This is a genomic window from Staphylococcus sp. ZWU0021 (assembly GCF_000798895.1).
Taxonomy (GTDB): domain Bacteria; phylum Bacillota; class Bacilli; order Staphylococcales; family Staphylococcaceae; genus Staphylococcus; species Staphylococcus saprophyticus.
The window spans coordinates 80,984-105,000 of the sequence record NZ_JTLN01000030.1; the positions used below are offsets into that span (position 1 = coordinate 80,984).

The window sequence follows — 24,017 nt, forward strand, 5'->3', positions numbered from 1 at the left end:
TGCGTTTTTTAGTATTTTTACCATTAAATCATCACAAGCATAAGACCACATAAACCCCTTTAATAAAATAAATATATTGCACCCATTTTATAACATGTTGATGTTTAATATCATATGATGAATGAAAAACTACATATCTATACCTTACCCTTAGCATATACATGCAGCGCCTTCCTCTTTGAAACTATAAAAAATAGCTATGAAAAAATCTATTGTAAAGATTTCTTCATAGCTAATCTTAGAATGTTTTAAAAATGAGTCTTTCTGTCCTAAAGTACTTATTATTTACTACATACAATCAAATTGATTTAGCGTACTGATAATTTAGTTTAATTGTTTAAAAGTTTTTCTTTTAAATCTTTTCTCATAAATTCTAATGTGTATGGATCATTGTACCAATATGTCTCAGCTTGAACTTTAATTACATGATCTTGTTGTACCGCTGGAATATTATTCCATAAGTCTGTTTTTTCATAAGCAGGTGTTGATTTACCTTCACTTGTTGAAACAATATAGTCGCCGGCATAATCAGCAATTTTTTCTTGTTTAACTTCTGCCCATCCTTCTTTTTTAACTAAATCATTTAGTTTATCAGGTATCTTCAGACCAAATGCTTGATATAATACTTCGCCACCACGACCCCAGTTAGGACCATAGCTATATAGTTTTTTATCAAATTCATCAAAGATTGAAACAGTAGCATCTTCGCCTATTTTATCTTTTATTTCTTGTCCATCTTTTTTAGTTTGTGATTTCCATTTATCTTCCCAAGATTTCACTTCATCTTCTTTACCTAATAATTTCCCTAATTCTCTTTGTTGATCTAAATACTTATGTTTACCATAGTCATACACAACTGTAGGTGCAATTTTTTGATATTTTTTAATATTTTTATCTGTTGAATAAACAACGATTAAATCAGGTTTTGTTTTTGCAACCTTTTCTACATCATTTTCCCCAATTTTTTCTACACCTTTAAATTTATCTTTAAGTAATTTGCTGTTATCGACTTGTTCATTTACTGCCACAATCTTACCACCAAGATATTTAATACCACCGGCATATGTAGGCGCCACAACAGCAATACGCTCTGGATTTTTAGGAATATCGATACTTTTTCCACTATCTAATTTATATGATTTTGTTTCTTCCTTTTTGTCGCTATTTGAGTCACTATCTGATTTATTACCACATGCGGCTAAAATAAGCATTAAAGCAAGTAACGGAAATAATAATTTTTTCATAATTCTCCTCCATTGAAAATGATTATCAGTACCAATTGATTATATAATGACTCTAGTAATTTTACAATAGTAAAAAGTCAAATTTTTAGCTTTTTAAGTTATTAAAAAAATGCATTCAGACACTATGTCTAAATGCATTTTAATTACAACTATTAAATGAAACTTTCTCAAGTCTTTATATTTTCTAAAATCTATCTAATACACTTTTAGCAATATTAGTATATGCCATATCTTCCATTGGTGGATTGTGTAAACCTGCTCTCATATCTCGATAATAACGTTGTAACGGACGTTCCATTTCAAGGCTCTTAGCACCGACAATACGCATGGCAATATCAATTACTTCGAGTCCTTGATTCATGACTAACACCTTACTTGCAGATGTTTCATTCCATATAGCTTTATCTGAATGGGTATTTGAATATAATGATGCTGTACTCCATAAAAAGTGACGCGCAGATAATAGCAAGGATTCCATTTTGCCAATATTTTGCTGAACGGTTGTTATATCTCCTATCGTACCTTCTATACTATTAGGGCTATAAGTTTTAGCAAAGTCAACAGCATAATCTCTTGCTGCTTGCGCAATGCCTAAATAAGTACTTGGGATATGTAGAATCCAACCGTTTGGTTTTTTACCACCAGCGCCTCTAATTTCTACAAAATTCTGTTCTGGTATTTGAACATCATTTAATATTAAATCATGACTTTCTGTAGCTCTCATTCCTACCATATTCCAATTATCTGCAATTTCTACGCCTGGTGTATCCTTTTCTATAAGATAAAATCCTACTTGCTCAATCGTTTCATCATATGCACTCACAATAAAATGCGTGAGCCCCTTACTCATAGAAGTGAATGTTTTAACACCATTTAATATATAGCCATTTTCATTTTTAATTGCATTCGTAGCAGGTCTACCACCTCGTGTTGGACTCCCTGTTTCCGCTTCACTTACAGCTCTATTAACCAGTGCACCGTTTATGATAGATTCCGCAAATTGATTTAACATGTCTTCGTCCCACATCTTTTGTTCATATAATTGACCCACAACACTCAAATGCCAGCCAATTGAAAGTGCCGTTGCACCATCAATAGAGCCTAAATAGGTTTGAATAATAACCATATCTTCAACTGAGGCACCTTCGCCACCGTATGCTTTAGGTAAAGTTAATAATGTATAACCTTCATTGACTAACCACTCAATATTTTCATATGGAAACCTAGAATGTTGATCATTATAGACTGCATGTGATCTAAATTTATCTTTCACTGTATTCAATTTTGCTATCCACTTTTCTTGAATATCTGTATGTATTAATGCAGAATCTTTCATTTTTTCCACCTCGTCCATTATATTTCTTTCTATATAAGTATAAGTTTAACACTCGATATGGCTTAAATAAAGGTTTCTACCCCAAATCCTTACTTTACCGATAAGATTTATTATGATAATTTATAATTATTGCTATATTGGGGGGACACATATGATTACAGTTAATCATCTTATACATAAATACAATGAGAATACGATACTGAATGACGTCAGTTTCTCACAGGATAAAGGTACAGTCACAGCTATTATCGGACCCAGTGGTTCTGGTAAAACAACACTCTTACGCACACTAAATGCACTTGCTTTAGCGAAATCAGGGACTATTACTATTGGGGATACAAGCTTTGATGCTTCTAAACATAATAAAAAAGATATATTCAAATTACGTCAAAAATCCGCAATGGTTTTTCAAAATTATAATCTTTTTAAAAATAAAACAATACTAGAAAATATTACTGTCGGTTTAAAATATGGGAAAAATTATAGCCATGCTGAAGCCAATGACATCGCACTGTCTTATTTAAATAGAATTGATTTATTAGAACAAAAAGATAAATATCCGAGTCAATTATCTGGTGGGCAAAGTCAACGTATCGGAATCATTCGTGCACTTGCCTTAAATCCTGATGTACTACTGCTTGATGAACCAACCTCAGCCTTGGATCCAGAATCTATACAAAGCGTACTCTCTCTAATCAAATCGATTGCCCAAGAAGGTATGACAATGGTCTTAGTTACTCACGAAATACAATTTGCAAAAGCAATCGCTGACCAAGTGCTATTTATTGATGATGGACACATTATTCATCGTGGTACACCACATGAAGTATTGGAAAACACTGAGTCAAAAAGAATCCAGCGTTTTTTAAATCATGTTGGCACGGAGCGTGATGTTTAATGCTACGACACAAAAAATATTTCTTCATGATGTTATGCGTTTTATGTTTCTTATTGTCTGCTTGTAATGCTACTCATAATGATGATACTTCATCACACAAAAAGGAAATTAAAGTCGCATTGTCAGCAGAAGTTAATCCACCCTACTTATACACTACGAAAAACAACGAATTTATTGGACTCGATATGGAATATATGAAATTACTTGAAAAAAAATTACCACAATATGATTTCAAATATGAAGTAGGCGAAGAAGAATCCAACTTAGTAGGCATTGGTGCTGGAAAGTTTGATATGGGAATTAACTGGTTCTTCAAAACACCTGAACGTGAAAAACAATTTCTATATCAAGATGAGCCATATAGTTATGCTTTACCTTTACTCGTTGTTAACCGTGATAACAACGACATACATCATTTAGATGATTTACCAGGAAAAAATATTACACCAATGGCTCCTAGTGGTGGCTTGTATTCTATCTTATCTGAATATAATAAAAATCATACAGATAAGATTCAAGTCAATACGATACAAGAACCTTCGAATGGCGATAATTTAAAAATGGTTAGTCAGCAACGTCGAGACGCCATGCTTTTGAATTGGAACACTTATAAAGCCATACAATCTCAAGTCAAAGAAGATGTGAAAATCGGTGGTATTGTTAAAAAAGAACCATTACACATCGTTTACAATAAAAAGCATCAACAATTACATGATGACATTGACCAGGCTACGATTGAATTGAAGAAAGAAGGCAAACTACAAGCGCTTTCAAAAAAATATTTTGATATTAATGTCTTTGAAGATTTAGATGATATTAATAAGAAAAAATCACAATTGGAGGTGCATCGCTAATGCAATCAGTAAATTGGTTGGATTTATTATATCAAGTCTTGCAACAGTTACCTTTGACATTATTGATGATTGTTTTATCGCTCATTTTTGCACTGATACTCGGTTTTATTTTAGCAACCATACGACTACAAAAAATTAAATTATTGTCACCTGTCGTCAAAGTCTATATTTCTTTTATTCGTAGCACACCTTTACTATTACAACTTTTCTTAGTTTATTTTGCTTTACCTCAGTTGTTGTTGTTTGTACATATTGATATCAATCATTTCAGTAGATTATTTTTTGTGATTTTAGCTTTCACATTACATACTGGTGCTTATTTATCTGAAATTATTCGCGCAGGTTACCAATCTGTAGACTACCGACAAATTGAAGCAGGTTTATCCATAGGTTTAACATACCCTAGAATATTAAAAGAGATCATCTTACCACAAGCGCTGCGCAACAGTATTCCAAATTTAACAACACAAATCATCGAACTTGTAAAAGATACTTCTTTGGCTTTTACTATCGGAATCATCGACATGATGGGACAAGTCAAATTAATTATTGGTAATAATTATGGTTTAGGTATGTTAGAAGTATATATTGTCATTTCTGTTGTTTATTGGCTCATCGCTTTAATTATCCAAGGCGTATTTACAATCATTGATAAACGTGCCCAAAAACCATACCAAATTTAAGGAGGACAGACCTATGTCATTTATTTTTTATACTATATTTGAAGTACTCAAAGGCGTGCCAAATACAATCATGATTTCACTTGTTGCCATTATCATCGGTCTGTTCATTGGATTAATTTTCGCAATGATTCGCTTAAAACGTATACCTGTATTATCTCAGTTCATTATAATATACAATTCTTTTTTCAGAAGTACACCGCTGATTGTTCAGTTATTCATTGTCTATTATGGCTTACCAGCCTTTATTTTATTCTTAAACGAACATTTGCAATGGCATATAAACCCTGATATTTTTTCTCCATTAATCATTGCATTTATTGTATTTTCATTACATGCTGTTGCCTACCTTTCAGAATCTATTAAAAGCGGATTGCAATCTGTCGATTATGAACAAATAGAAGCTGCACAATCTGTAGGGCTTACGAGATTTCATATATATAAAGAAATCGTGCTACCTCAAGCATTTGCTTATGCGTTACCTAATATTGAAAATCAATTCATCATGTTAATCAAAGGAACTTCCCTAGCGTTTGCAGTTCAAGTCACTGAAATTATGGCAGTCAGTCACATTATTGCCAATGAAGGATACCGTTTCATAACAGTCTACACTGTTGCTGCAATGTTTTATTGGTTATTAGCAATGATTTTAGAATATATATTTAATAAAATGGAAACAAGCTCATTACGTTATATGCAAACGAATGCGTCATAAAATTTTTATTCCAGAAGTTATATTAAAACGCGCCAGTTGAAATTCGAACATTCAACCGGCGCGTTTTTATTTTATAAGTATACATAACAAATGCTAGATTTTCGTCAATAATTATCTACTACTTGTTACAGATGAATGATTACTAGTTAAATAGGAAGAAACTAGATTTTTTTGTCCTTCAACAATAATTATAGAAGATCAATTTTTTATGAATCATGACAGACCCATAGGGCATCGTCTCATTTTTCTATAATAATTTCGTGATTTCAATCCCTGTTTTATTATGCTAAGCTTTCTGCACATTGTTTTTTTAATTTATAATATTGTTTAACTTTTTTGGGCATTGTACCATTTTGCAATTCGTACTTTGTAATAATTGGATAGTTTTTAAATACGAGTGACCCTAAATAACCACAAATTGCACTGCTTAACGCACACATCAATGCCACTGTAATCACAGTAAGTGCATTGTTAAACCCAAACATTACCATCAGTCCTGCAATTGGCGTAGCTGTTCCAGTTGCTTCATTCACCAAACCAAATGAAGCAATGATTACGCCTGATATTGCGCCACCAACAAAATTTGTAATATAAACAGGTACTGGGTTTGCAGTTACGATATCTGCTTGTGACAAAGGTTCAATTGCAACTGAAATGGTTGTTTTGCGATCACCAAACTTCATTCTTTTGAATAATACAAAATTCATGAATGACGAACCAAACACTGCTAATGCTCCGATAGCCATAGGTGTACCAGTTAATCCAAGTAAAGCAGTTAATGCCATTGAACTTAATGGTGCAGTAGCTACAACCGTGATAATACCACCTAATACCACACCCATTAGTATTGGACTCGAAGTTGTAGACTCTTTAATGATATTACCGATTTGCATTAAAGAAGCATCTACAACTGGCGTCATACCAGTTGCAATCAATCTTGTAATAGGTGCGATGACAATGATTGCCGTTATTAAATCAAGCCCATCAGGTAACTTTTCTTCCATCCATTTCATACCAAAACTTGCAATATAAGCCGCAACAAAACCTGGTAACAAGTCCATATTGCCACATGAAACTGCAATAACAAATGCATAAACAGGAGACACACCCATAGCTAGTGCTACTAACCCTGCTGCTGCAACACCACCAAGCCCACCTGCCGCTTCACCAAGTTGACCTAAAAAAGGTAACCCAATTAAATCACCGCCGACATATTTGTGAAATGCTTCAACTAAAAATGATGCAATGGCAGCATTTGCAAGTGCCCCCATCGCTTTACTACCATTTGGTGCTTTGCTTGTAAATAATGTAAATAAGCATAACACGATGCCCAAGAATATAATCCCTATAAGTAAATTCATAATAACACCTTTCCCGCTTTTATGTATGCGCTTTCATTAAACAAATATAAGTATACCACAGTTAATTTGTTTTCAAAAACATATTATAGTGAAATATATAACTAATAATATAAAATTGCATTTTCAGAATATTAGTCTTGTTATGGCTTACGCAAAATTTTTCATTTTATAGGGATTCTATCGTGATTATAATGAGCGTTGTAATGCTTCAATCATTTCATTAATGCTATTCCGTTGTTGCTCATTCACATAAACTACAACTGTTCTTTCGTCTATTTCACTTCTTTTTTTACTTAAGAAATTCATTTTTATTAATTTTTGCAATGCTTTCGTTAAATAATACGGTTGTAGTTCTGAGTGTTTTGCAATATCTTTTGCAGTAATTTCATTATCTTCACAATTATAAATATAATTTAAGATAAATATTTCTTCATAATTTAATTTATACTCTCGTTTACTGAACTTAAAAAATTTTTTCCCCTGTTGATACGTAGATATAAGCTCATTTAATGATTTAAATGTTTGTGAATTCATACAACCACTCCTTATGTTTTTTCATGATGTTAATATCTGTTTTAGTGATGCTTAACAATATTAATACATTAATTTTATCCCATTTTCTAAAACGAATTCAATATGACCAACTATGTGAAATATTAAAATTTCATACTATTTTTTTAATATTTACTTTTCATTTTCAAATTTTATTAAGCTATTCATTCTTTTTATTACTAAAAAAAGAATGTGTTATCCATTGTAAATATCAAATCTTCTAACTTACAAAATGCATAGTGTTTTTGTATGAAAAATTTTCAATAAAAAAGGGCTATTTACTTTTCGTTAAAAACGCAAATAGCCATTAGCATATAGATAAAAACAACAAATAAATTTGTAGTGAATTTGCCTATTTTTATATTTTTCTTTATATGCATGTGTCATCAATAAACGATCTAAAAAATTTTTCTGTAATACTCAATATGCTTAACTCAAATTATAATTTATTAGCGACATAGTAATGATGCGCTAAATGACTGAATCGCTTTTTAATTTATCAAGCATCCTATTTTTCATATCCTATCGACAGCAATTTAGATTGAATCCAGTGAGAAAAGCATTAGCCGAAGACTGTTGGCTAAGACCGTACCTTCGGAAAATGTGCATAAAAAAACTGCCAACAAGGTCAGAGACTTTGTTGGCAGTCTTAGGTTACTTATCTTTCATTAAAAAAGTAAATAACTTCTAGTATCTAAATATACCAATGTATGGTTACATCCTTCACTTTATAGTCAAAAATGAAGCAACTTATTTTTTCTTACAGTCAAATGTGTCTAAGAAGCTTAATGCTGCTAATCCAGTTAAATCTAAAGCATGTTTAGCGCCTGCTTTACCATGACCTGCTTCAAAGTGTTTATATGCTGCTACACCTAATACTGCGATTGTTAGCAATGAACCAAGACGTGATAATCTTTTACTTGCAAAACTTAATACAAAGAATACTGCACTTAACGCTTCAACAGCACCTGCTAATGGTACTGCATTTGCTGGTAAGTTGAATACTTCAACAAACGTATCTTTCATAGATTGGTCACCTTTTATTTTAGGTTTTGCCGCACCATATAATTCTTTAGCTAATTTTAAATTTGTTAAATAACGTAATATCATTACAAAATCTCCTTTTATTTGTTTTCAAAATATTTATCTACAATAGGTTTTACACGTTCAGCCAATAATTTAATCGTATTGATTGTTCTTTCATGAGGAATAGATCCCACTGGGGTATGCAACATAAAACGTGTAATGCCTAATGCTTCAACCGTTTCAATGATTTTATTTGCTACAGTTTCTGGACTGCCAACATACAATGCACCTTGTGATCCAGCCTCACGTTCAAAACTATTTTCATCATACATTGGCCAACCACGTTCTTTTGCCAATATATCATGACTTGCCTTTACTGATGGGAAGAATTCACGTTTAGCTTGTTCATCGGTTTCAGCAATATAACCCCATGAATGTGTTGCAATAGGTAAAGCTTTAATATCATGTCCATAAGATTCTGCTATAGATTTATACATATCTATATTTCTTTTGAACCTTTTTGGATCACCACCAATTATAGCATAAGTTATTGGTAAACCTAACGCTCCTGCTTTTAATGAAGATTCTGGTGTACCACCTGTTGCTATTGTAATTGGTAGGGGTCGATGTTCTGCCCTTGGATAAACACCTAGATTTTCTATAGACGGTCGGATTTGTCCTTCCCAATTAACAATTTCATTACGATTAATGTGCATTAATAAATCAATCTTCTCATTAAAGAGCTGTTCATAATCTTTCAAATTATAACCAAATAATGGAAAAGACTCTATAAATGAACCTCTACCTACCATTATTTCAGCACGTCCATTAGAAACTGCATCTAATGTAGAAAAACGTTCATATACACGTACTGGGTCATCTGATGACAATACAGTTACAGCACTACTCAGTTTAATATGATGTGTACTTGTTGCAGCAGCTGCTAACACAGTAACTGGATCTGATACAGCGTAATCTGGTCTATGATGCTCTCCTAAGCCATAAACATCAAGTCCATATTGATCAGCGGTTTCAACTTCTTCTATTATGTTACGAATTCTTTGCGCATTTGATATACCAGGTTGAGTACCTACTTCTGTGTGCAAATCTATATTATCTGCAAAAGAAGTTAAACCTAATTCTATTTTCATTCATTCACCTCTCAAACGAGTATAATTTTTATACTCAATATCATAATTTCTTCTCCATTAAGTGTCAATATCATTGCTCAAACAAAACTAAAACATTTATTTAGTTACAAATTACATTTAACTTAATATAATTAGTAAATCATAAAATGGTCGCAAAGTAATTTTTTGTTATTTTAAATATATAAATAGTCTCATATTTTCCCATTTGTAATTTTCTGTTATTTTACAGCTTTGTAATATAATAAAGTGCTATTTTACACTTTATTATACTAAAACATGATACCATCGGTCTTTAGTCCTATGTCACACCTCGACTTATTTGTTACATAAAGGGGTTAATTATTATAACTAAATTACAAAATGATAACAACGCACACAAATCACTTATTTTTTGGTAAAGTAATTCTTGTCGTTGAAACAGCGAATAAAAATTATAAAAATTGTCGTTTAGAGACTGGGATAAAATTAAAACTAAATTTTAAATTATTTACTATTCTTAGGAGGATATTTAACAATGAAAAAAATCGCTACAGCTACTATCGCTACTGCAGGAATCGCTACTTTTGCTTTTGCACAACATGATGCAGATGCAGCAGAAAACAACAATAGTGGGTACAACCCAAATGACCCAAGTTCATATAGCTATTCATATACTATAGATCAACAAGGTCAATACCACTACACTTGGCAAGGTAACTGGAACCCAAGCAACAGTGACCAAGGTCACACTAGCAACGGTTACAGCAATGCTAACTCAACTAACAATAATGCAACTCAATCATATACAACTAATAACCAAGGTACTGGTGGTAAAGGTGCAGTTTCTCACTCTACTTCAAACAGCAATGTTAAAGTAAGTACAACTAGCGCGCCATCAAATTCAAATGGTTCAAACTCAATTTCTAATACTTCAGGTTCTTCAAACAACTTATACACAGCTGGACAATGTACATATTATGTATATGACAAAGTTGGTGGTAAAATTGGTTCAACTTGGGGTAACGCTAACAACTGGGCAAGCGCAGCTGCTGCTTCAGGTTACACAGTAAACAACTCACCTGCTTCAGGTTCAGTCTTACAATCAACTGCTGGTGGATATGGCCACGTAGCATACGTTGAAAATGTAAACAGTGACGGTTCAATCAACGTTTCTGAAATGAACTATGGTCAAGGTGCTGGAGTTGTTACTTCACGTACAATCTCTGCAAGCGAAGCTTCAGGTTACAACTACATTCACTAATTTTAGTGTCATCAAAAAGACAATCCGTATGGATTGTCTTTTTTTGTTATCCATTAAACCTTGAACTTTGATTGTTTTTTATCTCAACCACATTCAACAGTACTTTTTTAATATAAAGTGAACAGAAATCAAATCTTCTAATAAAGATTTCGTAGTCCTACCTGCCCCTCAAGAATGACTAGGATTGAAAAAGAGTCTGAAACATCTATTTATGTCCCAGACTCTCGTTTTCATTATATTTTATTCAAGTCTTTATGTTGACGCAATTGCCATCATATTTATAATAAATTAAAACTATATTTTCTATAATCATCAATCTATATTAACTAAATTTGAAATTAGGATTTCTAAACTAGAAACTTAAATATATGGTCGCGTTAATAAATCGGTTCTATAATGTAATATCGCTACAATATACAGAACAAAACCGATTATAAAATAGATAATAGAAGGATATTTAAAATCTTTATCTACATTAGTAGGATTAACGATGCCCTTTGTATATAAGTAATATAGCTACAATGATTACTATGTACAATTCGGACTCATCTCATCCTTATTTATGTATAGCCTAATTATATATTTTTAAACCTCTTATTTAAGATTCATATAAATAATTGTTCATGTTTTATTAAAAGCTGTCTTTTTATACCCTTCATTAATTTTTAATTAAGTAACTTTATTTAAAAGTTATTACTTTCATACAACAAGTATCATATGGCTACTCATTTATAATAAAAAACAGCTCGATGACTCACAATATGACATCGAACTGCTTTAAATCATTGCATTTTAATTACCACACTCGTATTACATTATTCATTTGGCTGTGCTTTTTTAATTCCAATTCCACTAAATCCATAGAATATCGCAAATACGATACATAGATAACATGGTACTGTCCATATAAAGAATTGATCAACTGTAACACCTAATTGTTGGGTATAATAAATACCTGATGTTCCCCATGGAATTAAGGGTATAATCATTGTACCTGAGTCCTCTAATGTTCTAGATAAATTAGATCTATCAAGTCCCATTTTATTATACATTTCCATCATTAATACACCGACCATGATAATCACTACAGATGCTACACCTGCAGCAAGTACCATCATAAGTCCACCTAAAACAGTTGCAAGCACTAATTGGCCGACTGTATTAATATTTTTAGATATTTTTTGTAAAATGACATCTAAACAACCTGCCCTTTCGACAATACCAGCAAATGCATAACCACAAAATATGGTAACGATAATTTCGGTCATACTCATAATGCCGCCTTGCTCTATTAAACTCACTGCACTATTCGTTAAGTCCCCACTATTCACCGACACCATTTCTTTATTAAACCCATCAAATGTTGCTTTGAAACCGTCGACAATTTTAAATCCATTGTTAAAAGCACCAACAATGATGGCACTTAATGCTGAAATGAGCATGGCTGGTACAGTTGACATTTTCATCAGCAAACAAATAATGATTACAATTAATGGAATCCATACAAAGAAATTAATATTGTATATTTGTGCCAACTCTTTTAACAACGCGTTAACTTGAGCTGTGTTCGTATTACCTCCAAATTGTCTTCCAGCAAAGAACCATACGACAAGTCCTATAATAGAAGCTGGTACAGTTGTCCAAATCATGGCTCTTATATGAGAAAAGATATTTACTTTCGTAACTAAAGCTGCCAGATTGGTTGTATCAGATAAAGGCGACATTTTGTCACCGAATACTGCGCCAGCAATAATTGCACCAGCTGCCATACCGGGTGTGATATGTAATTGTGTTGCGATGGCCATCAATGCAATACCCGCAGTAGAGGCAGAACCCCATGCTGTCCCAGTCGCAACTGAAGTAACAGCGCAAATAATAAATGCTGAAACTAAAAAGTAGTTAGGATTTAAAAACTCTAGACCATAATAAATTAATGCCGGAACAGTGCCAGAATACATCCATGTACCAACAATAATACCCACTGCTAAGATAATGAATAATGCTGGCATTGCAGTAGATAAACGCTTCGTTATTCCTTCTTCTAAATCCTGCCATTTTAATCCTACTCTTCTAGCTATTAAAGCAGCATAAGCAGATGAAAGTATCAATAGTGCTTGTATCGGTATATCAAATACTACAAAACCTGTAATAACGATAATAATCATTACTAGTATCGTTGAAATTGATTCCAAAAATGTTGGTTGTCTTTTCATACGCAAGTCCCCTTTGTCAAATGATTCATTATTCAAACCCTAGTTTATCTTTACCTAATTCATCGATTGTTAGACCTTCTTCAAAAAAGTCACGCTCTAATATTGTTGATGCAAGCACAATGATCGCATCAATATTAGGTGTTGCAACGTCAATTTCACGCCCTAGGCTAGACCACAATACTAATCCAAATGCAATGTCTTCAGTTAAATAACGATTTTTCACATGATTTGGGCCTTTAATCTGTGAAAATACAGGACTCGTATTAAATAACCTATTCAATGGTTCGTCTTCATCTTGTCTTTCTAGATAACCTCTTTCAATACGTGCCTCTTTTGCAGTAGATAATTCAAAACCTAGCTTACGCCCTAAAGTTAGTCTTTCTAATTCAACTGCATGTAATAATCTAACCGTATGCTTCGTAATACCTTCTTCATATAAAGCAAAACTATCCGCATAATCGATGCGACCAACATTTAATAAAGTTGGTCCCGGATGTACCTCTGGGTTACCATTCTCTAAATTTGTTTTCCATAAACTTTCTTCTTTAACGATATTTGGATATAATTTTTCAATTTTATCGAAACACTCACTCAAATACTCTTTATCATAGGTTGAAAAATGTACTTTTCTAACATTTAGCGATAAAGCTACACGGGCTTCTTCAAAATTAACTCGCGTACCATAAGTTAATGTATTTACCTCTGCAAAATGAGGTAACACGTCTATATGCATATCTTCAAGTACATTCATAAATCGAATAGATCCCATAGAAGCTGCAATATTAAAGAAAATAAGTTGTTCTTTTTTAACAAAAGGTGCCATTGTTTGTGCATAGTGTTCAATGAATGAAGATGGAATCACAATTTGGATCACTTCAGCATCCTGAAGGACATATTCCATATCATCACTAATATCCGTAAATTCAACAAAGCTCTCTTCACCTTCATTATTAAAAGTGAATCCACCCTGTTCAAATGCTTTATCAAATTTATTGATTGATTGGTTTCTACAATATAGCTTAACTTCATGTCCCTTACTAATCATATCTAATGCAGCCGTCACTGCACCATTACCTGAACCCACGATAGCTATTTTCATAATTTACCTTCTTTCTTTTTATTTTTGAATACTGTCCATTTTAGTCATTACTTACAACTATAGCCTATAAGGAAATTTAATAAACACTGGTTTACAATTTAAATTTCCGGTTATAGTTAAATAAGGATGCGATAAATCACATTATCATATTTTAACAAGTATACACATTGCGTTACAGTCATATTTAAAATTAAATGAAAAACTCAAGCGATATACTATTATTTTTCAAAATTTGATATAGTTAATCTATCTATAAGTCTTAGGATAAAGGAGGTTTAACTAATATGGCAGAAACAGATTATAATCAACAAACTTATACAAATGTAAACCAAGAGCCTAATTCAGATGCGAGATTAATGGCAACATTAATTTATGTATTAAGTTTCTTTACTTCTTTAATCGCACCATTAATTATTTGGTTAATTAAACGCGAGGATTCACCGTTTGTCGATAGAGCAGGTAAAAATTATTTCAACTTCTTACTTTCATACGTTATTTGGTCAATAATTGGAACTATCACGATGTTGATATTAATAGGCTTTGTATTACTACCAATTATTGTAATACTGAACTTTATTTTTACAATTGTAGCTGCAGTAAAAGCGTATAATGGAGAAGATTATTTACCGCCACTATCTATAAGATTCTTTAAATAATCTAAACACAATTTTGTGATTCTTTATAGCTACTGTAATAATGATAGCTTTTTGAAATACAAAAAATTTGTAAAAACCTTATATTAACGCGTTTTATTTCGTATTACGACTTGATACGATTCTGTAACCTTACATCTCGTTTATTACAACGATATGTGAGGTTTTTTTAATTGTTTTACAAAAGCGTAACAATCCACACAAAGCTTGCTTCATCTGTTAGAGTATTACTTGTCGTTGAAAGCAAACCGCAAAATTAATCAACATTCAAATTCAACACAAATGAATTGAATCACATATAACTATTTATAATCTTTGGGAGGATTTTTTAATTATGAAAAAATTAGTAACAGCAACAACTTTAACAGCAGGTATTGGCGCAGCAATCGTAGGTTTAGATCACGGAAATGAAGCAGACGCAGCAGAACAAACACAACCAACTAACCAAAGCACAACACAATCTACTTCAGGTTCAAGTGCTAACTTATATACAGCTGGTCAATGTACTTGGTACGTATACGATAAAGTAGGCGGAAACATTGGTTCAACTTGGGGCAATGCGAACAACTGGGCTTCAGCAGCATCTTCAGCAGGTTACACTGTAAACAACTCACCTGAAGCTGGTTCAATTTTACAATCTACTGCTGGTGGTTATGGTCACGTAGCATACGTTGAAAATGTAAATAGCGACGGTTCTGTAGAAGTTTCAGAAATGAACTACAACGGTGGACCATTCTCAGTTAGTGAACGTACTATTTCTGCTGGTGAAGCAAGTTCTTACAACTATATCCACTTAAACTAAGTCTTTGAATGACTTTAAAATATAATATTGTAATGATGTAAGAGCCCGGGACATTTTGTTTTGGGCTCTTATTTTAGTATTGCGGATAAATGCGTCAATTCAAAAATTATATTTTTTCTAATAATATGATTGTAATACAATTCCGCTTTCACATCTTATAACATTGAACTCTATCCAAATATTTGAGAAAATATAATAGTTTAGTGATTATAAGGAGGCACATCAAATGCAGTGGTTCAAAGTGATCTTAGCCGGACTCATTGAAATTGTATGGGTGACTGGTTTAAATACTGCCGACTCATTACTTAGTTGGACAGGAACGTTTATTGTAATTATTATCAGTTTCTTTCTTGTTATATCTGCTTGTAAATACTTACCCGTTGGTACCGTATACGCTGTATTCGTTGGTATCGGTGCAGTAGGTACAGTACTTGTAGACATGATCTTTTTTGGTGATCCATTCGATTTAGTAAAAATCAGCTTAATTATCATATTAATTATTGGCATCATAGGGTTGAAATTAACTACAGAGGAGGCTGATGGCTAATGGCATGGATTATTTTATTAATCGCCGGACTATTAGAAGTTGTTGGCGTAGTTATATTAAATGAAATTTCACGCACCAAAAAGAAATGGCTTGTCATTCTATTAGCAGTTGCATTTATCTGTAGTTTCAGTACTTTGAAGCTTGCTATGAATGATATACCTATGGGCACCGCTTATGCTACTTGGAGCGGCATTGGTACTGGTGGCGGTACTTTGGTAGGGATGTTTTTATATAATGAGTCAAAAAACGCAAAAAGAATCTTCTTTATTGCTTTAATCATCCTATCTATTGTCGGTTTAAAAATCGTTAGTTAAATCTTTCAACAACCGTGGTATAGCACTATTCTCAGTCCTGTACAATTTGACAGTTTTTAACTATTTAGAGTGGTAAGTTAAGGTCTAATTATATTTTAGTCCTAACTGCCACTCTTTTTTATTTATTAAAATGTACTTTAACACCCCTATTATTAAGCGATTTTTTCTATTTAAAGTCGACTTTTTTATAATTCACAATATTATTATTTGTTTGCACAATAGAATTTTACTATACTTGAGTGTAAAGGAAGTGATTATACATGGTAAAAGTTTATATAGCAGGTCCAATACCTGAAGTGGGTCTTAACTTATTGAAAGACCAAGGCTTTGAGGTAGATATGTATGAAGGAACAGGTATCATTGATAAAGAAACACTTAAACAAGGTGTTAAAGATGCTGACGCATTAATTAGCTTGCTGTCTACTTCTGTAGACAAAGAAGTGATTGATGCAGCTAACAACCTAAAAATCATCACAAATTATGGTGCGGGTTTCAATAATGTTGATATTGATTATGCACGACAACAAAATATCGATGTTACCAATACACCTAAAGCATCTACCAATTCTACAGCCGAGTTAACTTTTGCACTTGTACTCGCAGTGGCAAGAAGAATTCCAGAAGGCGACAAGTTATGTCGAACAACTGGTTTTGATGGATGGGCGCCACTATTTTTCCGCGGTAGAGAAGTTTCTGGAAAAACAATTGGTATCATCGGTCTAGGTGAAATAGGTAGTGCTGTTGCTAGACGTGCCAAAGCTTTCGACATGAACATTTTATATACTGGACCACATCAAAAAGTTGATAAAGAACGAGAGATTGGTGCTAAATATGTTGATTTAGAAACATTATTAAAAAATGCAGACTTTGTTACAATTAATGCTGCTTACAATCCAAGTCTTCATCACCAAATTGACAAAGCGCAATTTGAAATGATGAAACCAACGAGTTACCTAATTAATGCTTCAAGAGGACCTATTGTTCACGAAAAAGCTTTAGTACAAGCATTGAAAGATAAAGAAATTGAAGGTGCCGCTTTAGATGTCTTCGAATTCGAACCGGAGATTAATGATGAACTTAAAACATTAGATAATGTCGTTATCACTCCGCACATAGGTAATGCTACATTTGAATCACGTGATATGATGTCTAAAATCGTAGCCAATGATACAATTAGTAAATTGAACAATGACCAACCTAAATTTATTGTGAACTAAAATACTTCAATCACAAAAAACCTCGAAACAACAGTCAAACTGTGTTTCGAGGTTTTATTTTTATTTGTTTTTCGATTTGTATATAAACTTAGTTTGCGCTGCAACAAGACGATTAGGCATGATTTTAGCTATGCTATTTCTTAATGAAATAACGATTTTATTGCTTCTTTGAGCTAATTTGCCAATTTTTCTAGATCGCTTAATGACTTTTTTGGTATGATCCACACGGATTTTATCGTATCTTTGTAATGCTGCTTCAAATGGATAAGCTTGTAAACAATTAGCTAGTACGATAGCATCTTCCATTGCTTGACCAGCGCCTTGTCCCATATTTGGCGTTGTTGCATGTGCCGCATCGCCTAATAAAATCACGCGCTGATAGACGAAAGTTTTTAGTGGTTGTAAATCATAAATATCATGTAATAGAATATCTGTTTCACTTTGTTTATCTAACACTTTTCTAACTTCATTTGGAAAATGATTAAATCTAGCTTGTAAATGTGGCTTACCATAGGATTGCATTGTCGCATCATTTTCTTTCGCATTGATTGAAATAAACCAATAAGCTTGATTATTTAATAACGGTACGACACCTACTCTACCTTTTGCAGACCAATACTCTTTTGCAACATTATCAGACTTAATATCTATATCTTCTACAAGACCTCTAAACACCGTATATCCTTGATACTGTGTTTTACTATTAGGTGCTACAGTATGTCTTATGTTCGAATGAAGTCCATCAGCACCAATACATAAATCAAATGCTTCTGCTTCTTGTGCTTCAAAATGCATCACAACTTTTAAAGCATTATTATCAACATGCGTAACATGGTGATTAGTATAAATAGCAGATTCAGAAACGTATGATTTAATTACATCAATTAAACTTTGACGCGTCATTGTTAAATTCACTGTGTTTTTCTTCAATTTTGCTTTACTTAACACATTATCTTTATCATCTAATATTTCCATAACATTGATAACTTGACCTATGTTTTTAATACCTTTTGCTAAATCATGTTTCCCAAGTTTGTCAATGACATTACCACCGATACCAATGCCTGCACCGACTTCTGTAATAGTGCTATTTTTTTCAAAAACTTTAACTTCGTGTCCTTGTTCACATAATAATGCTGCAGCTGTTAATCCACCGATTCCAGCACCCACTATAGCTATTTTCATCTTTTAATTCACTCCAAATTTCCCAATTTCTTCATTATTAATATGACTCTCTTTCAAATGTTTTGTTATATCTTCATTTATAGATAGTAGTCTTTATTAATATGATCTTTTTTTATACCTAGTTGATGATAATAATGTTTCATAAACGTAGCAATGTTCTCATCCCATTCAATATCACTTGCATATTGATGTTCTCCTGGTGACTTAGGATTCCAGCGCATTTGGTACAAGGAGAGTTGATTATTTTCAAAGTAGTTACCTCTCACAAAGCGCGCACCACCCATAATTGCCTTTTCAGGTGATGTCCATTTTTGTTTTTTTGCAAAACTGCTACCTGTATGAACTGCATTCTCATCAAAAGCACCAATGCCGTAAAAATTAAAATATGTTTTACCATCAACTTCTATGCCCTTAGCAAGCTCTGATTTGCCATTTCCTGTCTCAACAAGTGCGTGACTTACAAGGTACAGGACATTCACTTCATATTTATCTTGAGCATCTAAAAATGCTTGCCCTTTATTTTTTAAAATACCTTTATCTTTTAAAATACTATTGAGTTCTTCTTCAGACATGGACACTTTTTCAGAAATATCCATATGATTTAAGTTATCTTTGTCACTATTTACATCCATTGCTTTTTCTACATCTTTTTTAGACGCTTCAACAAATCGCCCATTTTTCTCTGTCATATTTAATGTACCAGCACCTACTTGTTTTTCAACAGCTTCATCAAAAGTATGTGTTTTTTCGTCATCAAATAAATGGGTTTCATTAACAATAAATAAGATTGCAAAAACAACTAATATTAAAATTATAATAAACATAGGTATTTTACGCTTTATGTTGTCATTCATTTCGTGAAAAACTCCTCATCTTGCACTTATTTTGTTAATGTAACATAAGCAAATATAATAGCAATTAAAACTATTACAAATGAAATATTGATTATAATTTTCATCGCTGTTCGCTCTCTAAATAATGTATTAAATATGGTTAAGCTTATTGCAAGAGACGCAACAAACATGGTTATTGCCATTGCTATATTTAAAGTGATCAAAAATACTATACCAATCACTAATAATACATTTGAAATAATAGCTAAGATTTTTACCATTTTCGGGCTGATAAGACTTCCACTCCTTGCTATAAATAATTGATTAAAATTAATACCGACATTAGAAATTGTATCACATTTAGCTTTGTTTCAATATGTCATTTTATAAAACACAAAAAAGGAACGTGCTAGAAACCAAAATGATTATTTGATCTCTTATGCACATTCCTCGTTATTGAACTTATGAATTGTAACGCTCATTAAATATCTAATGAATTATGCCTTACAAGGCCCATGGTTAATCTCTAGACATACCTCTTAACATATTTAACATATACGTTAAACTACGGTTCATTTCATCGTCTTTCAAGATACCCATCAATCCAGTAATTGACGTTTTTTGATTTGGATTTGCCTTATTAGCAACACTTAATCCTTTGTTTACTTTATTTAACATTGTTGTTAAATCATCCACATTTAAATCACCAAGTAAAAATACAAGTGATGCCATGTTTGAAATTAAACCAGTGTATTGCTCTTTATTTAATTCTACAGCGAATTTATTGGCAATCACACCTCTACTCTTAACCGCACCAGACATTGCATCTAATAGCTTAGCATCGTCTAGTGTACTAATGATATTGATTGCTTTTAAAATGCTATCCTTATTAGCAACAATTGCATCTGTCACTTCAGTTAAACTTTCTTCCTTGAGTTCTGCTTCTGATTTTTGCATGCGTTTAATCTGTGTGATTCTCTCAGCCATTATCTATCCACCTGACTTCCTGGGAAAGTATAATCTTCACGCTTCCATTTATCTTGAACACGAACACTATATTGCGGTTGACGTTGCTTATTAACACGGAAGTTCGTAGGATTCAATGGTGATTTACCTCTACGTGTCTTCACTTCCATGCGACAACTTGTACGTTTATATGATGGTGTATCTGTATCTTTATCAACATCACTATTAGTTAATAGATTAATCGCACCATGATCACCATGTGCCATTGCATTGTTATTTAACGGAATATAAATTTCTTTGCCTTTTACTCTATCTGTGACATGTGCTACAAGCTCAACTTCACCCGTTTCAGAAATCAATTTAATTTCTGCACCTTCATGGATACCTCTATCCTCTGCAAGCTCTGGTGAGACTTCAACGAAAGCATTAGGTACTTTATATTCAAGTCCAGGTACTTTATAAGTCATATTACCTTCATGGAAATGTTCTAATAATCTACCATTATTTACATGCAAATCATATTCTTCATTCACTTTAAAGAAATTATCAAATGTTAATGGATAGAAATTAGCTTTCTTATCTTCAAAATTAAACCCTTCAAGATAAAGTATTGGCTCATCCGTACCATCTTCAGCTACTGGCCATTGTAAACTATTGTATCCTTCTAATCTATCATAATTCACACCAGAATAAAGTGGTGTTAGACGTGCAATCTCGTCCATGATTTGACTTGGATGTGTATAATTCCAATCATATCCCATTGCCTTAGCAACTGCTTGTATAATTTGCCAATCTGGTTTTGAATCACCTTTTGGTTCTAGTGCTTGGAACAAACGTTGGATACGACGTTCCGTATTCGTAAAAGTACCTGTTTTTTCTAATGATGGGCTTGCTGGTAACACGACATCTGCATAAGTAGCAGTGAATGTAAAGAACTCATCTTGTACAACTAGGAAACCAACTTTCTCTAAAGCAGCTTGTACAAAGTTAATATTAGAATCAACAATACCCGTATCTTCACCATATAAATATAATGAATCAATTTCGCCATTGTGGATACCTTCCATCATTTGATGGTTATCTTTTCCTACTTGTTTTGGTAATGTTTCACCATATTCACGTTCGAATTTGGCTCTAATTTCATCATCAGTCACTTTTTGATAGCCAGGGAATTGGTCTGGCATGCTTCCCATATCACTACATCCTTGTACGTTATTATGTCCACGTAAAGGATACGCGCCTGAACCTGGTTTTCTGTAGTTACCTGTCGCTAATAACAAGTTAGAAATCGCAGTCGATGTATCACTACCGATATCTTGTTGTGTAACACCCATAGCCCATGCTATAGAGACAGATTTAGCATCTGCAACTTGATGTGCAAAATCAATTAACGCATCTTTAGAGATACCTGTTGTTTCTTCCGCAAATTCCATTGTGTATGGCACTAATGATTTGTAATATTCATCAAAATGATTTACCCATTCATTAATGAATGCTTTGTCATGTAAATCTTCATCGATAATATATTTTGTCACTGCTGATAACCATACTAAGTCTGTACCTGGTTTTGGTTGATAGAAATTATCAGCACGTTCCGCCATTTCATGCTTACGAATATCAAATACATTTAATGTATTATTATAAAGTTTATGACCACGTTTAATTCGTGACGCGATAACTGGATGTGCTTCAGCTGTATTTGTACCTATCAAGACAACCATATCAGCTATTTCAAGATCTTCAATTGAACCAGAGTCACCACCATGACCGACTGTTCTAAATAAACCTTTAGTAGCAGGCGCTTGGCAATAACGTGAACAGTTATCCACATTATTCGTACCAATGACTTGTCTAGCTAATTTTTGCATTAAATATGACTCTTCGTTCGTTGCTTTGGATGATGAAATAAATGCTAAACCATCTGAACCATGAGTTCCTTTTACTTTATTAAAGTTTTCAGCTACTACTGAGAGTGCTTCTTCCCATTCCACTTCTTCAAACTGACCATTTTTACGCACTAATGGCTTTGTTAAACGTTCATCAGAATCAACATAATCCCAACCAAATTTACCTTTAACACAAGAAGAGATTTTATTTGCTGGTGATTCATGTTGTGGTTGCACTTTTAATACTTCACGATTTTTTGTCCAAACATCGAAAGAACAACCTACACCGCAATATGTACATACAGTTTTAGTTTTTTCGATGCGTTCCTCACGCATTGCCGCTTCTGAATCTGAAACAGCAAATAATGGACCGTATCCTGGTTCTGCTTTTTTCGTTAAATCAATCATTGCCGCTAATGAACCAGGTTCTAGGTCAGTCATATAACCTGCATTACCTTCCATATTAACTTCCAACATCGCGTTACATGGACAAACTGTTGCACATTGTCCACATCCCACGCAAGAAGAATCATTTATAGAAGTATCGTTATCCCATATAACGCGCGGTTGTTGACGTTCCCAGTCAATTGTTAAAGTCTCATTTACTTGTACGTCTTGACATACTTCCACACAACGTCCACACAGGATACATTGATTTGGATCATAACGGTAGAATGGGCCATAATCTTTTTCGTATGGCTTCTCTTTATATTCATATGTTTGATGTTCAAGACCCCATTGGTCCATCGTATTATGAATTTCACAATCACCATTGTTGTAATCACACACCGTACAATAAAGCATATGTTTTTCTAAAATGCGATCTAACGCTTCTTTTTGGCTGGCTTGTACTTTGTCATTTTGCGTATTAACAATCATTGGTCTATCAATTGTGGTACTACAAGCACGTTCCATTTTACCGTCGATTTCTACAGTACAGGTATCACATGTTTGGATAGGACCTAATGATTCGTTGTAACATATTGAAGGCACAAATGTATCTTGTGATTTAATAAACTGTAGTAAATTGGTTCCAGGTTCAACAAGATAATCTTTGCCGTCTAACGAGACAATCAAATGTTCTTGCATAGTCTTCACCCCTATTATATATTTTCGCCCATGTATTTAACTTCATAAGATGTTTTGTAACATTACATCTAAAAGCCCCACACTTTTTAAAATAATGTTAATACTATTGTATAGGTATTTTTCTCAATTGTTAAGTTATTTCATTATATTCTTTAT

23 protein-coding genes are annotated in these 24,017 nt (G+C 33.0%); 10 read left to right on the forward strand and 13 right to left on the reverse strand.

All coding sequences use genetic code 11. The features are described 5' to 3' along the window. Positions 1–329: 329 nt before the first annotated feature. Together L987_RS09505 and L987_RS09510 are read right to left on the reverse strand one after the other, a co-directional pair. A complete protein-coding gene (locus tag L987_RS09505) occupies positions 330–1,244 on the reverse strand; it encodes an ABC transporter substrate-binding protein (protein WP_011302563.1) in 915 nt (304 codons plus the stop codon). 184 nt (positions 1,245–1,428) lie between these two features. Continuing rightward, on the reverse strand, positions 1,429–2,580 hold the full coding sequence (locus L987_RS09510; protein ID WP_011302562.1) for an acyl-CoA dehydrogenase family protein: 1,152 nt from the start codon (positions 2,578–2,580) through the stop codon (positions 1,429–1,431). A gap of 151 nt (positions 2,581–2,731) precedes the next feature. On the opposite strand from L987_RS09510, the gene L987_RS09515 reads away from it, so the two are divergent. From L987_RS09515 to L987_RS09530, 4 genes are read left to right on the forward strand one after another with little or no spacing between them, the layout of a single operon-like run. After that, the gene (locus tag L987_RS09515; RefSeq protein WP_011302561.1) at positions 2,732–3,478 is read left to right on the forward strand and encodes an amino acid ABC transporter ATP-binding protein; all 747 of its coding nucleotides are present in this window, start codon (positions 2,732–2,734) and stop codon (positions 3,476–3,478) included. After that, positions 3,478–4,332, forward strand: coding sequence for an amino acid ABC transporter substrate-binding protein (locus tag L987_RS09520; protein WP_011302560.1), 855 nt, complete (start codon positions 3,478–3,480; stop codon positions 4,330–4,332). The genes L987_RS09515 and L987_RS09520 overlap by 1 nt, the downstream gene beginning before the upstream one ends. After that, entirely contained in the window at positions 4,332–5,015 is a 684-nt protein-coding gene (locus tag L987_RS09525; RefSeq protein ID WP_011302559.1) for an amino acid ABC transporter permease, read from the forward strand. The genes L987_RS09520 and L987_RS09525 overlap by 1 nt, the downstream gene beginning before the upstream one ends. A gap of 13 nt (positions 5,016–5,028) precedes the next feature. Then, entirely contained in the window at positions 5,029–5,727 is a 699-nt protein-coding gene (locus L987_RS09530; RefSeq protein ID WP_002482569.1) for an amino acid ABC transporter permease, read from the forward strand. 281 nt (positions 5,728–6,008) lie between these two features. On the opposite strand, the gene L987_RS09535 is transcribed toward L987_RS09530, so the two are convergent. From L987_RS09535 to L987_RS09550, 4 genes are all read right to left on the reverse strand, one after another. Continuing rightward, complete coding sequence (locus tag L987_RS09535) at positions 6,009–7,088, reverse strand: PTS sugar transporter subunit IIC (RefSeq protein WP_047504412.1); 1,080 nt, start codon at positions 7,086–7,088, stop codon at positions 6,009–6,011. Positions 7,089–7,274: 186 nt separating this feature from the next. After that, positions 7,275–7,622 carry a transcriptional regulator, SarA/Rot family gene (locus L987_RS09540; protein WP_011302557.1) on the reverse strand — a complete coding sequence of 116 codons (348 nt, stop codon included), beginning with the start codon at positions 7,620–7,622 and terminating at the stop codon, positions 7,275–7,277. A gap of 768 nt (positions 7,623–8,390) precedes the next feature. Then, positions 8,391–8,750, reverse strand: a complete 360-nt coding sequence (locus L987_RS09545; protein WP_011302556.1) for a hypothetical protein — start codon at positions 8,748–8,750, stop codon at positions 8,391–8,393. Positions 8,751–8,764: 14 nt separating this feature from the next. After that, on the reverse strand, positions 8,765–9,817 hold the full coding sequence (locus tag L987_RS09550) for an LLM class flavin-dependent oxidoreductase (RefSeq protein ID WP_047504415.1): 1,053 nt from the start codon (positions 9,815–9,817) through the stop codon (positions 8,765–8,767). Between the two features lie 514 nt (positions 9,818–10,331). On the opposite strand from L987_RS09550, the gene L987_RS09555 reads away from it, so the two are divergent. Then, entirely contained in the window at positions 10,332–11,057 is a 726-nt protein-coding gene (locus L987_RS09555) for a CHAP domain-containing protein (RefSeq protein WP_011302554.1), read from the forward strand. 815 nt (positions 11,058–11,872) lie between these two features. Here L987_RS09555 and nhaC read toward each other — a convergent pair. Next, a complete protein-coding gene (gene nhaC, locus L987_RS09560) occupies positions 11,873–13,270 on the reverse strand; it encodes a Na+/H+ antiporter NhaC (protein ID WP_011302553.1) in 1,398 nt (465 codons plus the stop codon). Between the two features lie 28 nt (positions 13,271–13,298). Next, positions 13,299–14,369, reverse strand: a complete 1,071-nt coding sequence (locus tag L987_RS09565; RefSeq protein WP_011302552.1) for an NAD/NADP-dependent octopine/nopaline dehydrogenase family protein — start codon at positions 14,367–14,369, stop codon at positions 13,299–13,301. Positions 14,370–14,653: 284 nt separating this feature from the next. Here L987_RS09565 and L987_RS09570 point away from each other — a divergent pair, with 284 nt between their 5' ends. From L987_RS09570 to L987_RS09590, 5 genes are all read left to right on the forward strand, one after another. After that, positions 14,654–15,025, forward strand: coding sequence for a DUF4870 domain-containing protein (locus L987_RS09570; protein ID WP_002482560.1), 372 nt, complete (start codon positions 14,654–14,656; stop codon positions 15,023–15,025). 331 nt (positions 15,026–15,356) lie between these two features. Beyond that, the gene (locus tag L987_RS09575) at positions 15,357–15,824 is read left to right on the forward strand and encodes a CHAP domain-containing protein (RefSeq protein WP_002482559.1); all 468 of its coding nucleotides are present in this window, start codon (positions 15,357–15,359) and stop codon (positions 15,822–15,824) included. A gap of 226 nt (positions 15,825–16,050) precedes the next feature. After that, on the forward strand, positions 16,051–16,371 hold the full coding sequence (locus L987_RS09580) for a DMT family transporter (RefSeq protein ID WP_011302551.1): 321 nt from the start codon (positions 16,051–16,053) through the stop codon (positions 16,369–16,371). Beyond that, positions 16,371–16,685 carry a DMT family transporter gene (locus L987_RS09585; protein ID WP_011302550.1) on the forward strand — a complete coding sequence of 105 codons (315 nt, stop codon included), beginning with the start codon at positions 16,371–16,373 and terminating at the stop codon, positions 16,683–16,685. Before L987_RS09580 ends, L987_RS09585 begins: the two co-directional genes overlap by 1 nt. 260 nt (positions 16,686–16,945) lie before the next feature. After that, the gene (locus L987_RS09590; protein ID WP_002482556.1) at positions 16,946–17,902 is read left to right on the forward strand and encodes a 2-hydroxyacid dehydrogenase family protein; all 957 of its coding nucleotides are present in this window, start codon (positions 16,946–16,948) and stop codon (positions 17,900–17,902) included. Between the two features lie 60 nt (positions 17,903–17,962). Here the strand turns inward: L987_RS09590 and L987_RS09595 are convergent, their stop codons facing one another. The 5 genes from L987_RS09595 to fdhF form a co-directional block, all read right to left on the reverse strand. Continuing rightward, complete coding sequence (locus L987_RS09595; RefSeq protein WP_011302549.1) at positions 17,963–19,087, reverse strand: FAD-dependent monooxygenase; 1,125 nt, start codon at positions 19,085–19,087, stop codon at positions 17,963–17,965. 77 nt (positions 19,088–19,164) lie between these two features. Continuing rightward, entirely contained in the window at positions 19,165–19,941 is a 777-nt protein-coding gene (locus tag L987_RS09600) for an N-acetylglucosaminidase (RefSeq protein ID WP_011302548.1), read from the reverse strand. 26 nt (positions 19,942–19,967) lie between these two features. Then, positions 19,968–20,201: a hypothetical protein gene (locus L987_RS14180; RefSeq protein WP_011302547.1), complete on the reverse strand. Its 234-nt coding sequence runs from the start codon at positions 20,199–20,201 to the stop codon at positions 19,968–19,970. A gap of 238 nt (positions 20,202–20,439) precedes the next feature. Then, on the reverse strand, positions 20,440–20,907 hold the full coding sequence (locus L987_RS09610; RefSeq protein ID WP_002482553.1) for a DUF1641 domain-containing protein: 468 nt from the start codon (positions 20,905–20,907) through the stop codon (positions 20,440–20,442). Next, entirely contained in the window at positions 20,907–23,861 is a 2,955-nt protein-coding gene (gene fdhF / locus L987_RS09615; protein WP_047504419.1) for a formate dehydrogenase subunit alpha, read from the reverse strand. The genes L987_RS09610 and fdhF overlap by 1 nt, the downstream gene beginning before the upstream one ends. Positions 23,862–24,017: the final 156 nt, after the last annotated feature.

Bases quoted from the DNA above. Each gene is read 5' to 3' on its own strand.
- L987_RS09550 (WP_047504415.1), bottom strand. From the start codon at position 9,817: ATGAAAATAGAATTAGGTTTAACTTCTTTTGCAGATAATATAGATTTG.
- L987_RS14180 (WP_011302547.1), bottom strand. From the start codon at position 20,201: ATGGTAAAAATCTTAGCTATTATTTCAAATGTATTATTAGTGATTGGT.
- L987_RS09575 (WP_002482559.1), top strand. From the start codon at position 15,357: ATGAAAAAATTAGTAACAGCAACAACTTTAACAGCAGGTATTGGCGCA.
- L987_RS09610 (WP_002482553.1), bottom strand. From the start codon at position 20,907: ATGGCTGAGAGAATCACACAGATTAAACGCATGCAAAAATCAGAAGCA.
- L987_RS09520 (WP_011302560.1), top strand. From the start codon at position 3,478: ATGCTACGACACAAAAAATATTTCTTCATGATGTTATGCGTTTTATGT.
- L987_RS09535 (WP_047504412.1), bottom strand. From the start codon at position 7,088: ATGAATTTACTTATAGGGATTATATTCTTGGGCATCGTGTTATGCTTA.
- L987_RS09510 (WP_011302562.1), bottom strand. From the start codon at position 2,580: ATGAAAGATTCTGCATTAATACATACAGATATTCAAGAAAAGTGGATA.
- L987_RS09525 (WP_011302559.1), top strand. From the start codon at position 4,332: ATGCAATCAGTAAATTGGTTGGATTTATTATATCAAGTCTTGCAACAG.
- L987_RS09505 (WP_011302563.1), bottom strand. From the start codon at position 1,244: ATGAAAAAATTATTATTTCCGTTACTTGCTTTAATGCTTATTTTAGCC.
- L987_RS09540 (WP_011302557.1), bottom strand. From the start codon at position 7,622: ATGAATTCACAAACATTTAAATCATTAAATGAGCTTATATCTACGTAT.
- L987_RS09570 (WP_002482560.1), top strand. From the start codon at position 14,654: ATGGCAGAAACAGATTATAATCAACAAACTTATACAAATGTAAACCAA.
- L987_RS09545 (WP_011302556.1), bottom strand. From the start codon at position 8,750: ATGATATTACGTTATTTAACAAATTTAAAATTAGCTAAAGAATTATAT.
- L987_RS09555 (WP_011302554.1), top strand. From the start codon at position 10,332: ATGAAAAAAATCGCTACAGCTACTATCGCTACTGCAGGAATCGCTACT.
- fdhF (WP_047504419.1), bottom strand. From the start codon at position 23,861: ATGCAAGAACATTTGATTGTCTCGTTAGACGGCAAAGATTATCTTGTT.
- L987_RS09595 (WP_011302549.1), bottom strand. From the start codon at position 19,087: ATGAAAATAGCTATAGTGGGTGCTGGAATCGGTGGATTAACAGCTGCA.
- L987_RS09590 (WP_002482556.1), top strand. From the start codon at position 16,946: ATGGTAAAAGTTTATATAGCAGGTCCAATACCTGAAGTGGGTCTTAAC.
- L987_RS09530 (WP_002482569.1), top strand. From the start codon at position 5,029: ATGTCATTTATTTTTTATACTATATTTGAAGTACTCAAAGGCGTGCCA.
- L987_RS09600 (WP_011302548.1), bottom strand. From the start codon at position 19,941: ATGAATGACAACATAAAGCGTAAAATACCTATGTTTATTATAATTTTA.
- L987_RS09585 (WP_011302550.1), top strand. From the start codon at position 16,371: ATGGCATGGATTATTTTATTAATCGCCGGACTATTAGAAGTTGTTGGC.
- L987_RS09515 (WP_011302561.1), top strand. From the start codon at position 2,732: ATGATTACAGTTAATCATCTTATACATAAATACAATGAGAATACGATA.
- L987_RS09565 (WP_011302552.1), bottom strand. From the start codon at position 14,369: ATGAAAATAGCTATCGTGGGTTCAGGTAATGGTGCAGTGACGGCTGCA.
- nhaC (WP_011302553.1), bottom strand. From the start codon at position 13,270: ATGAAAAGACAACCAACATTTTTGGAATCAATTTCAACGATACTAGTA.
- L987_RS09580 (WP_011302551.1), top strand. From the start codon at position 16,051: ATGCAGTGGTTCAAAGTGATCTTAGCCGGACTCATTGAAATTGTATGG.